Here is a 13,586-nt window from a genome sequence, read left to right on the forward strand (position 1 = left end):
GTCCGGGACCGCATTCCATATTCTTTCCTGGCAAACAACTAAGGTTGGTCGTACTCCCGGAACATCAATTCATAATACCGGATCATCCGGGCAAAATTGGTGACACTGATGTATTCGTTGTTGTTGTGAATGGTCTGTTGTTCGAAATTATTGATCGCTACCGGGCTGAACCGGTATACGTGATCACTGACCTGCTCATATTTGTAGGCATCGGTACCACCAATGGTCAGGTAGGGCGTTACCAAAGCATCGGGAAACAGTTTGCCGATCGTGCGTTTCATGACAGTGTATCCCTGCGATGCGATGCTGGAAATACCGGACGCTTCGCGTGGCGGGCTGTAATCTTCTATCGTGACTTCATAGCCCTTGCAGGCGTTCTCCAGGTGCTTGCGCACGTCGGCCACTTTATTACCGGGTAGCAGCCTGAAATTAACGACAAACTCTACCTCGGGCGCCAGCACATTGCTGGCATCGCTTCCTTTCAACATCGTCAGGGCGGTAGTGGTACGCACCAGGGCGTTGGTCGTATGCGATTTGGTGAGCGAACGCATCAGCACCCCTTTTAACAACCATTGGTTGGCAATGGCCATCCGGCTGGTAAACGACATGGTGCCGCCGACATTGGTAAAGAACTGATCGATCACCGGTATCACCATCGGTTTCATCTGGTCTTTTTCCAGCCGTTGCATGATCACCGCTGCTTTGCCGATCGCCGTCTCCAACGGCGGCATGGACGAGTGACCGCCCAGCCCCTTCACCTTCACCCGGGCCGACCAGAAACCCTTTTCAGCACAACCGATCAGCGCTACCGTGGCATCGATACCGGTCAGACTGCCTTTGGTCGACACGATACCGCCTTCATCATACACGGCGTCGAAGCGGATCCCTTTTTGTTTAAAGTCATCAGCTATCAATTGAGCTCCCTGGGTGCCCCCCACTTCTTCATCAAATCCAAAAGCAAAATAGATATCGCGGGAAGGCTTGAACCCTTCTTTCACCAGTTTCTCGCAGGCCTCCAGCAAGGCGAACAGCATATTTTTCATATCCAGGGTTCCCCGTCCATAGACCCTGCCATGCTCCACTGCGCCGGAAAAAGGGAAATGATCCCAGGCCTGCGCAATAGCGTTTATCGGCGGCAATGCCTGATCACCCGGTTTGAACGGCCCGGGCACACTATCCACATCGCCGGAATTGCCCGGTGGCACCACATCATAATGCGACAGGAAAAGAACGGGTTTCAGCGCCGCATTGCTGCCCTTCCAGTGGAAGACCATTCCCCGTTGATTGATGGTATAGTACTCCAGCTTTTCATACAACAAGGGATATACCTGGCGCAGGTACACCATAAAGGAGTCAAAAGGCTGGTAGTTAAAGTGAGTATAGTCGGCATTCGAGACCGTGGGGATCTGAATGCCACCGGCAAACCGTTGCAGGGAAATATCTTCGATCCGTAGCGTGGTCGCATCCGCAGATGCCGGAGCCGTTTTGGCCACCGGTGTAAACGGATACGTAAAAGTTTTGACCACAACGATGATGGCCACGATCAGGGCCAGTAACAGGATGCCGCCAATAAGTCTCCACATACAGATGAGGTTTTGCAAAAAATTAGGAGATTATTGACGACGACCCGCATCTTGTTTATGTTGTTGCGCTATGCTAACTGCATCGATGAAACAGGGTAACCTATTACCGCATCAACCCTGCCTGCAATAGCTCTCCCTGCTTTCCGGAAACTGTACGCTGGCTACTTGCTGGCGCCAGCCACATCCAGCACCGCCGGCAATACAAACTCGTTCATGATACGATCCACCTGCGGATGAGCATAAGGCATACCGTAAGCACTGGCGGTCACTACGATCACCAGTGGCTGATCGGTGAATACAAACACCTTATTGCCGCCATTGCCGGTGCAATAGTAGGTTTCATAAGCCTTGCCGTTCACCGTATATTGTTTGTTCCAGAACAACAAACCGTAATATTCGCCAGCCCGCTCGGGCAGGGCGATCTGTTTGCTGAAAGTCTGGTTGATCCAGGCTTTGGGCACCACCTGTTTGCCCTGCCAGGTTCCCCCGTTCTTGTATAGCTGCCCATACTTGGCCAGGTCGAGTGCTGCCAGCTGTAAACCACCCGCCGTACTGGGTACGTGTTGGGGCGTATAAGTCCATTCATATTTGCCGATCTGCAGCGGATCAAACAGCTTCTGCTTCGTATAAGCTTCCAGGCCACCAGGTACTTTTTGGTTCAGCATATCACCCAATACCATCACACCAGCCGTAAAATAATGCCACTGTCCGCGGGGAATGGTTTTCGTCACCGGCAGGTCGAGCGTAAACTTGACCCAATTGTCCGTCGGGTACATATTCTCTTCATTGCCGGGTGAATCGCCATCATTGTCATCGCCATCAAACACACTGTTCATCGTCAACAGGTCTCTGATCGTTACCTGTTCCTTCAACGGCGAATAGTTGGCATACTGCTGCAGGGCATAGAAATCTTTGAGTGGTTGCGTGATCGACTTGATATGCCCTTCCTGCAAGGCGATTCCCGTCATGGTAGAGGCAAAGGACTTGCCCACGGAGCGGGAATTGTGTAACGTGGTGCGACTGGCACCGTTGAAATATTCTTCAATCAGCAGTTTACCCTCCTTGATCACGATGATGCTGTTGATCTTTTTAAATTCCGCCAGTTCAATGCGCGCTTTGAGCTCACGGATCTTGTTGCGGTCAAAGGCAGCCGTCGATACCGCCAAGCCCGGGTAGGACGTTGGTGGGTGCAGTGTGACGGCAGAGAGGTCTATTTTGGGATGCAGGTTCACCGTAAGCACCAGATCACCGGCAGCGATCACCTCCCCTATGATATCCCGTACATGGGGCCGTATCTCCAACCGCATCAGGTGTTGCCCGTCTGTCAATGCATCCGTTCCACCATTGCGCAAAAAACGGCCCCAGAAGAACTGTGTCCACCAGGCCCCTTCCCGTGCATTATCGATCAGCGGCTTGTGCAGCACCGTTTCCGTATCGCGTATGGCCGGCAGGGGCGCGCCCTGGATATCGCTGGTATAAACGGGCTTGCCATCGAGGTACAGCGTAAAACGATAGCCACTCAGGCGGTGCAGCGTGTCCACTGGTAAAGCGGGTGCCAGTGCCTGCATCTGTGCGGTCAGTGGTTTGCTCAGGTAGGCGGTGAAGTAGAGATTGCTTTTATAGGTCAGCTCATAGTGGGCAATAAAATCACGCTCCGAAGCAGCGCTGGGCGTCACCGCCCGGGTTGAAAACAGGATCTTTCCCACCTGGGCCTGCTTCCAGGGGGAAGGAATGCCCTGACTAGGTGCCTGGGCCGAAGCGCGGCTGATCAACAACAATACAACAAATAACAAGAGGGGTAAACGCATGGCGCAAAACTACAGCAGCCCGCGTCTAAAAAATAGAACGAGGTTAACATCTGCCAACGGGGGCGGCAAGGAAGCCTGACAAATCCGTTGCAGGCAGATCAGTACGCAATTTCCCCCTCATCGTCTGGAGAGGCATTTGCGATAATGCAGCGGTGTGATGTGGTAGTGTGATTTAAAGGAGCGTATAAAATGACTTTGATCTGCAAATCCACATTCCAGTGAGATATCGGTCAGCGACAAGGCAGGATCGGGCAACAAGGTCATCGCCCGTTGCAGTTTGATGGTCCTGGCATAATCGCCAAACCCCATCCCGAAATAGCGGGTAAAATAGCGGGAAAGATGTACCGGATGCACCTGCACCGCCTGCGCCAGCGCCGGCAGTGACCATGCTTCGTGGGAGTCGTGCAGCAACTCGCGCAGCTTGCTTACCCAGGGTGGCCTGCGGTCTTTGGCAATAGGTTTCCCATCGCTCAATAACCCAAATAACTCCAGCAGCAGCGCATCTATCGCAGCTCGTCCCCCCGCCCCCATCAGCTTCATCTCCCGGATGATATTGTACATCAACCCCTTGATACGCGGATCGCCAATGCGGATACTGCCTTCTGTAAGATCATTGTGGCGGTCGAACGACTGAAACCAGTGGTCACTGACCTCCACATGAAAACCGCGCGTAAACCTTCCGGAAGCAATATTGTAATGTGCATCCTGCCAGTTGTGAAAAAGCAGGTCTCCGGCCCTACACTCGTACACCTCCTTTTTGTTGCCTTCCGTCATCCCCCCTTCGAGGATAAACGTGAAGTAATTGTTTTCATGAAAATGCCAGGGCACCCGGCCCTGTGTGTAGACGGTGTCCGTCAGGGTGACGCCTTCCAAACGGATGGTTTCATGGGTATCTCCGTAAAATTGTCCTGTGCGCGAGCAATTCATGGAGGTAATATACAATAACCTTTCTTATAGCACGACCAATTTATTCCCCTTCCACCGGAGGCGTTGGTGGCTCAGGAACCAGGTACGTCCTTTGTCGTTATTGCCCTGGTAAAACAGGTACAACTGCCCCTGTTGATCCTGAAAAATATCCGGATGTCCGCTTTCACTGGCGTTCCAGCTACCCGCAGGCCCATTGGGCAACAGGGGCTCATTCGACATACGCTCCCAGCGGAGGCCATCCCGGCTGCGGGCTACGCCGATCTGCTGCGGCTCGTTGTTGTACCCACCGGCATACACCATGTATAAGTATTTACCACGCACGATACAACTGGCCGCTTCGATGCAATTCTTTTCCCAGCCAAGCTGCGGTTTCAGAATAGACGAGTCTACCGCCTGCCTCCAGGTGTCACGACTGAAATCGGATCCCAGGCTGGTAACAGCCACTCCCTGCATTTGTACTTTATAAGCGGTATCGCGGGTAGCGAAATACAGAAAATACTGATCGCGGAATTGTACCACTTCCGCATCGATGGCACGGCCCACCGTCCAGTTGCCCGTAGGGCGGAAAATGGGGTTGGTGGGATTGCGGGTGAAGTGAATACCGTCTACCGACCACGCATGACAGATCGCATCCAGTTTCGCATTACCATAAGTTTGGTAAAACAGGTGCAGCGTATCCTTCCGCACGATCGCACCGGGTGCACAAAGGCCTTTTTGTTCATACCCTTCGCCGGGAGGTATCTCCCCTACTTTTTTCCAGTTGGTAAGATCCTGGCTCGTGGCGATGCCGATGCCCCATCCCATCTTGTCATTTGCCGGAATGGAATAATACATCCAATAGCTGTTCTTAAAGAAAACCACTTTGGGGTCTTTGGCCAGGGGCCTGCCGAGCCGGCTGCTGTCGGCAAAATACATAGCCGGTTTTTGCTGGGCGCGGACCACACCGCACAGCCAGCAAAAACCGGCCAGCAACAATAGCTTGCGCATATTATTTACCAGTTTGACTTCTGATCAGGGTTACTTCTTCCAGTTTGAAAGGGGTACCATCTTTTCTAAAGACATCATGAAACCAGATGGCAGGTTCGCTGCCATCGGCAATGGGCGTATCCCAGGCATAGATGGTATTGGACTTGCCCGCTACCAGGCCCCAGTTGATGGCAATGACCTTGTACTGCTTCAACAAAGGCAGGATGTTCTCGAAACGGCTGCCGCGGCTGCGTGCCATGTACTCCGTACAAACGAGTGGCTTACCGGTTTTCACCAGGAAGGAATCAAGCCATTGCTTATGCTCTACTTCGTTGGCGTAGTTGTGGTAAGTGATCACATCGGAATTTTCCAGTTGGTATTTGTTCAGCTCTTTCAGGCGCAGGTTCCATACACCGGCCGACAATGGCTGTACGGGATTGATCTCACGACCCCAGGCAAACACCTTTTGCAACAGCGGCATACTTTGGTTACCATAACCCGAGTTACCCGGCTCATTGTATACATCCCACAGCAGGATGCGTGTATCTTTTTTGAAACGGGTGAGCACATCCTTTACATATCCTTCCAGCATCTTATCGACCGTGAGGTCCATAAAGATCAGCTTACCGGGGTCCTGTACCCAACCCGAATTGTGCGTACCAGGTTTGGGCGCCGGTTGTTTGCCGATCTTATACGTATCGTTCCAGCAATCATCGAAGAAAACGAAGATGGTTTTGATATGATGACGATCGGAAATGTTGAGGTAGGTATTCATGCGGCGCTTGAATCCTTCTTTATCGGCCTGCCAGGCCAGGTGATGCAGGTATACCCGCATAACGCCCATACCTATTCCTTCCGCATAACCCAGTTCGCGATCGATGAGCGTAGAATCGAACGATTCGGCCTGCCACATTTCCAACTGGTTGATGGCATTGCTGGAGATATAATTAGCGCCTGCGGTCCACTTTACCTTGCTATACCAGGCATTGGCCTGTTCTTTGGTCCAGGGGGTAGTTCTTTTCTGGGCGATACTTGTTTGGGAGGCCCCAACCAACAGGAAAGGCAGCGCAGCAATCATTAGTTTCTTGTACATGTTCGAAGTATTATTCAGTTTAGCAATTCAGACCGTAAACTTAGTCCAAAAAAAGCTTGCAGCGCCCGCCGGTCAACGCACTTCCGTATCAACCTTTGTACGATACGTCTCAATTGGTGTGGCGAAACAAGGCAACAAGGCCCCGACGCACCAGGGAGACGGTCTAGCTATCCTTAATCCCTGTATTCCATTTTCAGTTTAGCTCATTCCCGAATTATTCATTTGCCTCTCTGCTTCTTCCCCCATGCACTCAATCGATCCAGAATCGGCATCAGCTCCACCGCCCGTTCGGTAAGTGTATATTCTACCCGGGGCGGCACTTCCGCATATACGGTACGTATGACAAGTCCATCCTGCTCCAATGCCTTTAGCTGCATCGACAACATACGCTCTGTGATGTGTGGATACGCTTCGCTCAGCTCATGAAAGCGATAAGTCTTTTTGCTCAGCCTGGCGAGCAACTGCAGTTTCCACCGGCCTGCCAGCATATTGACCGCATAGGTAAGATCACATTCCGTGATGAATTGCTCATTGAGAGAATAGGTAGATGCTTTTTTTCTGACGCCCATTACTTACAGGATTGATAGTCTCATACAATCATTTCCGCCATCCTAAAATTATAGACATCCTGCTACTTTTGACGAAGAAAATGCAACCCACTAACAGTCATAACTAAAAAAGCCATGGAACTTCATTTAACAGGAAAAACGGCGATCGTAACAGGCGCCAGCAAAGGTATCGGCCGCGCCATTGTAAAAGAGTTGGCCCTGGAGGGGGTACAGGTACTGGCCACCGCCAGGAATGCACAAAGCCTGCAGGCTTTACAACAGGAGATCATCGCAGCTGGCGGGGTAGCTCCCTTGCTGCTCGCGCAGGACATCACAGCCCCCGGCGCACCGCAACAGATCGCTCAATATGCCCTGGTCCACTTATCCCAGGTCGATATACTCGTGAACAATGCGGGCCGCAGCCAGCCGTTGGACGTGGTAGGCAACGAAGCAGATTGGGATGCCTCCATGACGCTCGACTTCGATCGTCCACGACAGTTGACCCAGGCACTGCTGCCCCATTTTATGGAACGCCGGCAGGGCGTCATCCTCAACCTCACCAGCACGTACGAATTACGCAGCCTCAACGGCTCGGCGATCGCCAAGGCGGGTATTGCTGCCTGGTCCAAAGGGTTGGCTGGTCAACTCGGCCCTTACGGCATCCGGGTCAATTGCCTGCAACCCGGCCTCATCGATACAGACAATATCCGCCGTTATTTCAATGCGGAAGAACGCCGGCAGTTTGCGACGCAGGAGATCCCACTGGGCGATTTTGGAGAGCCGGAAGACATGGCCAATATGGCCGTATTCCTGGTATCGCCCCGCGCCCGTTATATAACCGGTACGGTCGCTGTGGTCGACGGCGGTATGCGTCGCTATGCATTTTAAGGCGCTACCAATTCATAGGTTTTACCAGCGACAGTAGGAAGTATTGATCAGTGCTGAAGGGCTGGTAACTATTTCGCAGGTTTCCAGTCGCGGAACACCACACCGGGAACGTACTGACCAGCCTGCTCTTTTGTCAATTGTTTGGACCAGGATACGCGGCCTTCGGTAGCAGCGCCGGCACCCTTGTTGCTGTACTCCACATAGCGGGCAGTTTGTTCATTGCTTTCTTTGCCCCAGTTATGCCAACCTTCGGGTCTGATGAACGCAGGTAAGGTGCATTCGATGAACGCTACGTGCGCATAAGGCCGCCAGGGCCTGCCCAGGTAAAAGGTACCCGCTGCTGCATCGCCCGTTATCGTACAGCGAAGAAAAAGATAACCGTAAGGTTGCTCCTGCGAAGTGGAGGCGGCCGTAATATACCCACCGCGTTTGCAGAAAATAGTACAGTTTTCAAATACGGCAGTAGCCGAACCGAAAATAAAATCCACCGTACCCTCTATATAACAGTTGAGAAAATACTGACGGTTGAAGTTGCCATTGGTATACAGCGTATCCTGGAAACCAAGGAAGCGGCAGTTCTTGAATACGATCTTATCACCCCCTACCCACATGGCTACTGCCTGCCCCACAGGTCCGGAAGAATTTTCGAAGGTGATGTTCTCGGCGCGCACATCGCTACCCCTGATGAAGACACTGCTGGAACCCGAGGTGCCGATATTTTTTCCGGCACTGTCTGGTTTCGACGCATAGTCATCATAGGTAATGATTGTCTTTTGCACATCTTCCCCCAGCAGCACGATGGGCGCCTTGCCTGTAGGAATGGTGAGCTTCTCTTTATAAACACCGTTGCGGATGAAAATAGTAACAGCGGCGTGAGTACTATCCGGTACAGCCCGGATCGCTTCGTGCACGGTGCGGAAATCACCACGACCATCGGCCGATACGGTAATCTTTTTCGTTTGTGCCACGGCAGGCAACACGAAACACAGCAACAACAAGGGAAGTAAAAAAACAGTTGGGCGGCGATTGGCAAAAGATCGTTTCATATGACAGCAGAAATGGAACCCAATATGCGCCATATTTATCGTAACGCCAACTATTTAGGCAACAGACAGTGCAGGACAGTGCATAAAAAAACGTGCATGGTATCCAGTACCATGCACGCTATGAAAAGTTACCTGAAATAACAATTATTTCAACGTTGCGATATCGATCACGAAGCGGTAACGCACATCGCCTTTCAGCATGCGCTCGTAAGCCGCCGTAATGTCTTTGATATCGATCAGTTCGATATCTGAAACGATGTTGTGCTCGGCACAGAAGTCCAGCATTTCCTGCGTTTCCTGAATGCCACCGATACCAGAGCCAGCCAGGCTGCGACGACCACCGATCAGGGAGAAAGGTGCTACTTCCAGTTTGGCAGGAGGTACCCCTACACCGATCTGAACACCATTTACGCGCAGCATCGACTGGTACATGTCGATGTCGTGTACAGCAGAAACCGTATCGAGGATGAAATCGAATTTGTTGCGAACCGCTTTCACCTGCTCCTTGTCTGTCGTCACCACGAAATGGTGCGCACCCAGTTCTTTGGCAGCCGCTTCTTTAGAAGCCGACGTGCTCAACACGGTCACTTCCGCACCGAAAGCCACGCCAAACTTCACCGCCATGTGACCCAGACCACCGAGACCAACAACGGCCAGTTTATGACCTTTGCCCACTTTCCAGTGACGGAGGGGAGAATAGGTGGTGATACCAGCGCACAGCAAGGGTGCTGTAGCAGCCAGCGACAGTTTATCGGAGATGTGGAGTACAAACTCCTCGCGCGCTACGATCGTATTGGAATAACCACCATACGTGGGTACACCGCTGCGATCGAGGTTGTTGTAGGTTTGGGTATTACCCTCCAGGCAGTATTGCTCCAGGCCTTCCTGGCAGTTTTCACAAACCTGGCAGGAATCGACCATACAGCCAATACCGGCCAGATCACCCACTTTAAAGTTCTTGACATGGTCGCCCACTTTCACGATCTTACCGACGATCTCGTGACCGGGTACCATGGGAAATACCCCGGGAAACCAGTCGTTCTTTATCTGGTGCAGGTCCGAATGGCAGACACCGCAATATTGGATCTCTATCTGAATATCATGAGGCCCTACTTCCCGGCGTTCGAAACTCCAGGGAGCAAGGTCCGTTTCCGGTGTTTGTGCAGCATAACCTTTGGCTTGAATCATGGTTTTTTTCTTTTTATAAGGGGCAAAAATAGCTATCCTATACTTTTACCCGATTAAAGATTTCAAAGTAAATATTGCATAATTCAAACATTCGATCATCGCTTGTTGAAGGTTTGCGCCCAAATCGGGGGCGATTGGCAAGAAGTTTACCCTCTCCGGCGTCCAATAACCGTAAACCTTCGTTATGTCCCGTCCACACTTTACGATAGCGCTGCTTGCCGCCGCCCTCCTGCTGGGCTGCACCACCACCAGGCAACCATTGCATACAAAAGATTCCTTTGCGATCCTGGCAACCCCTCCAGACTATTTTGCCCGGCAAACCGGTCGGCTGGACATTGTGCGTAATGACAAGGAACCGCTCATTACCTGCCTGACCGATACTTCAGAAATGACCCTAAGTACGAACGACACTGCGCAAACCCGACTCGTGACACTATTATTCAACAACGGCCTCCTCACCCCAGAACTCCTGTCAAAAGCGATCAACAATTACAAATTAGTTGACCACCGGGGCGACACAATCGTGCATACCGGTAACATCAGCGGACGTCGTATTGAATTGCTTCAGCTTAGGCTGGTTCATGGTCCAAAAACGATAAAGGATTACAAGAAAACAGTAACCGTAAAAGTCCATGCAGCCTTTCCTGCCAGGCAACTTCCCGTTATGTCTGCGGTGGAAATACTAAAGCTGGGGAACGGCGTTTTTCTGTTTGAGCTAACTTTGAAAAGTAAAAGCAGTCCCGATGTAGACCTCGCCGCTTTTCTTCGTGAGGCCACCATCCTGCGACTGCTTTATACTGGTGCGGAGATCTGAGGCTTACCTGCTATTTGCGGAAGCCTGGTATCTTTTTAATATTGATTACCATAAAACTCTTCTCCTCCCGGTCCGTGAATCGGTCAGTTCAACACCTTTATCTGTCGCTTCGTCGAACCATAGGGTGCAACATCGCTTTTAGGGCCCTGCACCAGGCACCCGCCATTATTTTCGCAATATGAACACAACAACCTGGTTCCGCTTAATGGCTACACTCGTAGCTGTGCTCGTCATCACCGCCTTTAACCGGACTGTTGCCGGCAAGCTGCAAGCACCCTTTGCCGACAAATACTGGTTGCTCGAATCTTCCACGGTAGTACCCGCCATCGACCTCGACATGGACGGCAAACCCGACAACGATATCCGGGTCATGCTGGAAGATTGCAATAAAGACGATGCGGAAATGTACAAGACCGGTGGTAAGATCATTAAACACAACGGCGCCAAAAAATGTGATGAAGACGAAGAGACGATCGAAGAAAATGGTACCTGGGAATACAACGCCGCCACCAAACAACTCACTTCCCACCACAGCGATACCGATAAACCGCAAACGGTCACCATCCAGGAAGTATCGGCCACTAAAATGGTAGCCACGTATGTGTTCAAATCAGCCAAAGCCACCCATACCATTACTGCCGTATTCAAAAGCAAATAGGCGTCATCAAACCTCCCCATGCACCCACTCGGTGGCAGGGTTTCAGAACAGTCGTGTACAGCATGCCGGTGAAGTATATACAAGAAAACGGTCGCCCGACATGCGTAGGACGACCGTTCAGCTATTTTGTACTATTTATTGCTTGACCACTTTTACTGTCACTACTTCCCCACCCTGTACCACGCGCACCAGGTATACACCGGCCGGCTGTTTTTTCATATCCACTGCATGCCGGTTAGTCCGGATCAAACCGTTGTAAATGAGCCTGCCCGACAGGTCAGCCACTGTCATCAGCGGCGCCGTTCCCTCCGCGAGGGGGACTGTTACCACCAACTCATCGGTTACCGGGTTGGGAAATACCGCCAACTTTACCGTAGTCGCCGATACCGGTTCAGCAGGTAACGTAGCCACCCGTGCCTGTACCGGCAGGTTTTCCTGCACTAGTTGCCATTGCTGGTTCCTGCCACTGTTGTAGGTCCATTGCTGGATATTGGCACCATCGGTGAGCGAGTTACTCGTCACCTCTACTGCCTTACTGCTGTGCACTGGCGTGATGCGGTAAAATCCTCCACCCACATTCGTAAACGTAAATCGCTGATTGGTGCCACCGGTCGACTGCCAGATCTGCGCATTGGCGCCATCGGCCGTATTGCTGCTGGCTACATCGAGGAACTTGTTGCTGCCAACACCCACGACACTGAACTGGTTGCTGCCCGTATTGGTAAGTATCCATTGCTGGCACACACAATCATTGGCCGGCCATTGCCGTACATTGGCGCCATTGGCCGTACCATTGTTGGCTACTTCCATCGCTTGTCCGCTGTGCCGTGCAAAGATCTTGTAGGTGCCATTGGCCACCGTAGTCGGCAGGGGATCGCGCGTAAAGGTTAGCGTACCAAAACCCAGCTGATCGTAACCACCGCTATTGGGGCCATAGTTACCGCCGCCACCCTCCGGGCGATGCAGCGCTGCATAGGCCGCCATACCGGGTACCGACAGTCCACGCCTGTTGGCGTAGTGCTGGTATACCATCTCCCATACTGGTCGGATATTGCCCCGGCCGGCAGCTGCGATCAAGGTCTGCGACATGCCTGCACAGTTTTGCCCGGTGCCCCAATTGTAGGTGGTATAAGGAACTGTATTCCCGATATTGTATTGCGCCACGTATTCAGCCCCTTTCATAAACCGGTTGCTGTCGTACCCATACATGTCGTCGCCCTGGTTCCAGGCCATTTCACAAAAAGCGCCCATCAGGCCAATGCCCAGGGTGCAATGCCCCTGATCGCGGCCACTCTCCTGCCATTGACCCAGCGTACCCGAATGCAGGTACCATACCGCCTTGGTGATGGCCCCATTGCCTGCCCCATTCTTGAAATACTCGATGGCGCGGTTGTACAGGTCACGCCGGTCGCACAACACACCGATGGCCAGGATGGAAGCCATATTGCAGAGATCCCAGTTGGCCCAATAGTTAGTGATGCAAGCCGTATTGTGGTTCGTGAGAAAGTCTTCATTCAACGGATAAAATTCATTCAGCATCATATCCTTGAACCGCGTAAAATCAGCCACAGCCCAACCGGAATAGCTGCGCATGATCTCCGCTGCATTAGCAAACTGGTAACCATAGATACCGGCGGCAAGAAAACGATCGGCATTACCCGTAAGGTGTTTCATAGTCAACGACCAGGCATTCATGATCGCGATCGACTTGTTGGCATAAGCTACATCACCCGTCACCTTCCAGCGGATGGCTGTTTGATAAGCAGCGGCAATGTCATTGTACAGGATCGTGTAATTCTGACCCGTTCCACCGCGGATCACGGTATCCTGTGGATTGGGATTGTAAGTAAGTTGCGATCGGCTGTTGGCTACCAGGATATCCCAACTACCCTTCCAGGGTTGTGCATTCGCATTGACCTTCGCGTGCATCCGCGCAAAATCAGCTTCGGTATGTAATAGACCGGGGTGAACGAACGGCTGCGCTTGCGAAGCACCAGCCAGTAAGAGGGCCACCAGCAGCCATAAGCTGCCGGCGCCATAAAAAGCAAAACGTTTCATATGACAAGT

The 13,586-nt window shown here is 52.0% G+C and carries 12 protein-coding genes; 3 read left to right on the plus strand and 9 right to left on the minus strand.

The annotated features are described in order from the left end of the window. Positions 1-38 precede the first annotated feature (38 nt). The 6 genes from P2W70_RS31025 to P2W70_RS31050 form a co-directional block, all read right to left on the minus strand. Complete coding sequence (locus tag P2W70_RS31025) at positions 39-1,583, minus strand: M20/M25/M40 family metallo-hydrolase (RefSeq protein ID WP_276485493.1); 1,545 nt, start codon at positions 1,581-1,583, stop codon at positions 39-41. Between the two features lie 161 nt (positions 1,584-1,744). Further along, entirely contained in the window at positions 1,745-3,391 is a 1,647-nt protein-coding gene (locus P2W70_RS31030; protein ID WP_276485494.1) for a serine hydrolase domain-containing protein, read from the minus strand. Positions 3,392-3,508: 117 nt separating this feature from the next. Continuing rightward, positions 3,509-4,318: a helix-turn-helix transcriptional regulator gene (locus P2W70_RS31035; protein ID WP_276485495.1), complete on the minus strand. Its 810-nt coding sequence runs from the start codon at positions 4,316-4,318 to the stop codon at positions 3,509-3,511. 24 nt (positions 4,319-4,342) lie between these two features. Next, positions 4,343-5,305, minus strand: coding sequence for a family 43 glycosylhydrolase (locus tag P2W70_RS31040; protein ID WP_276485496.1), 963 nt, complete (start codon positions 5,303-5,305; stop codon positions 4,343-4,345). Between the two features lies 1 nt (position 5,306). Beyond that, positions 5,307-6,377 (minus strand): glycoside hydrolase 5 family protein, encoded by a 1,071-nt coding sequence (locus P2W70_RS31045; protein ID WP_276485497.1) that lies wholly within the window; start codon positions 6,375-6,377, stop codon positions 5,307-5,309. 218 nt (positions 6,378-6,595) lie between these two features. Continuing rightward, complete coding sequence (locus tag P2W70_RS31050; RefSeq protein WP_276485498.1) at positions 6,596-6,946, minus strand: winged helix-turn-helix transcriptional regulator; 351 nt, start codon at positions 6,944-6,946, stop codon at positions 6,596-6,598. Between the two features lie 114 nt (positions 6,947-7,060). On the opposite strand from P2W70_RS31050, the gene P2W70_RS31055 reads away from it, so the two are divergent. Next, positions 7,061-7,813: an SDR family NAD(P)-dependent oxidoreductase gene (locus P2W70_RS31055; RefSeq protein ID WP_276485499.1), complete on the plus strand. Its 753-nt coding sequence runs from the start codon at positions 7,061-7,063 to the stop codon at positions 7,811-7,813. Positions 7,814-7,881: 68 nt separating this feature from the next. Here the strand turns inward: P2W70_RS31055 and P2W70_RS31060 are convergent, their stop codons facing one another. After that, positions 7,882-8,859, minus strand: coding sequence for a pectinesterase family protein (locus P2W70_RS31060; RefSeq protein WP_276485500.1), 978 nt, complete (start codon positions 8,857-8,859; stop codon positions 7,882-7,884). 144 nt (positions 8,860-9,003) lie between these two features. Further along, positions 9,004-10,047, minus strand: a complete 1,044-nt coding sequence (locus tag P2W70_RS31065) for an NAD(P)-dependent alcohol dehydrogenase (protein WP_276485501.1) — start codon at positions 10,045-10,047, stop codon at positions 9,004-9,006. 184 nt (positions 10,048-10,231) lie between these two features. Here P2W70_RS31065 and P2W70_RS31070 point away from each other — a divergent pair, with 184 nt between their 5' ends. Further along, positions 10,232-10,861, plus strand: a complete 630-nt coding sequence (locus P2W70_RS31070) for a hypothetical protein (protein ID WP_276485502.1) — start codon at positions 10,232-10,234, stop codon at positions 10,859-10,861. 178 nt (positions 10,862-11,039) lie between these two features. Continuing rightward, complete coding sequence (locus P2W70_RS31075) at positions 11,040-11,519, plus strand: hypothetical protein (RefSeq protein ID WP_276485503.1); 480 nt, start codon at positions 11,040-11,042, stop codon at positions 11,517-11,519. A 135-nt stretch (positions 11,520-11,654) separates the two neighbouring features. Here P2W70_RS31075 and P2W70_RS31080 read toward each other — a convergent pair whose 3' ends face one another. Then, entirely contained in the window at positions 11,655-13,577 is a 1,923-nt protein-coding gene (locus tag P2W70_RS31080; protein WP_276485504.1) for an RICIN domain-containing protein, read from the minus strand. Positions 13,578-13,586 lie beyond the last annotated feature (9 nt).

This window comes from Paraflavitalea pollutisoli, from assembly GCF_029360705.1.
In the GTDB taxonomy this organism is placed as follows: domain Bacteria; phylum Bacteroidota; class Bacteroidia; order Chitinophagales; family Chitinophagaceae; genus Paraflavitalea; species Paraflavitalea pollutisoli.

Coding starts and splice junctions, on each gene's coding strand:
- P2W70_RS31025 (WP_276485493.1), bottom strand. CDS start 1,583: ATGTGGAGACTTATTGGCGGCATCCTGTTACTGGCCCTGATCGTGGCC.
- P2W70_RS31030 (WP_276485494.1), bottom strand. CDS start 3,391: ATGCGTTTACCCCTCTTGTTATTTGTTGTATTGTTGTTGATCAGCCGC.
- P2W70_RS31035 (WP_276485495.1), bottom strand. CDS start 4,318: ATGAATTGCTCGCGCACAGGACAATTTTACGGAGATACCCATGAAACC.
- P2W70_RS31040 (WP_276485496.1), bottom strand. CDS start 5,305: ATGCGCAAGCTATTGTTGCTGGCCGGTTTTTGCTGGCTGTGCGGTGTG.
- P2W70_RS31045 (WP_276485497.1), bottom strand. CDS start 6,377: ATGTACAAGAAACTAATGATTGCTGCGCTGCCTTTCCTGTTGGTTGGG.
- P2W70_RS31050 (WP_276485498.1), bottom strand. CDS start 6,946: ATGGGCGTCAGAAAAAAAGCATCTACCTATTCTCTCAATGAGCAATTC.
- P2W70_RS31055 (WP_276485499.1), top strand. CDS start 7,061: ATGGAACTTCATTTAACAGGAAAAACGGCGATCGTAACAGGCGCCAGC.
- P2W70_RS31060 (WP_276485500.1), bottom strand. CDS start 8,859: ATGAAACGATCTTTTGCCAATCGCCGCCCAACTGTTTTTTTACTTCCC.
- P2W70_RS31065 (WP_276485501.1), bottom strand. CDS start 10,047: ATGATTCAAGCCAAAGGTTATGCTGCACAAACACCGGAAACGGACCTT.
- P2W70_RS31070 (WP_276485502.1), top strand. CDS start 10,232: ATGTCCCGTCCACACTTTACGATAGCGCTGCTTGCCGCCGCCCTCCTG.
- P2W70_RS31075 (WP_276485503.1), top strand. CDS start 11,040: ATGAACACAACAACCTGGTTCCGCTTAATGGCTACACTCGTAGCTGTG.
- P2W70_RS31080 (WP_276485504.1), bottom strand. CDS start 13,577: ATGAAACGTTTTGCTTTTTATGGCGCCGGCAGCTTATGGCTGCTGGTG.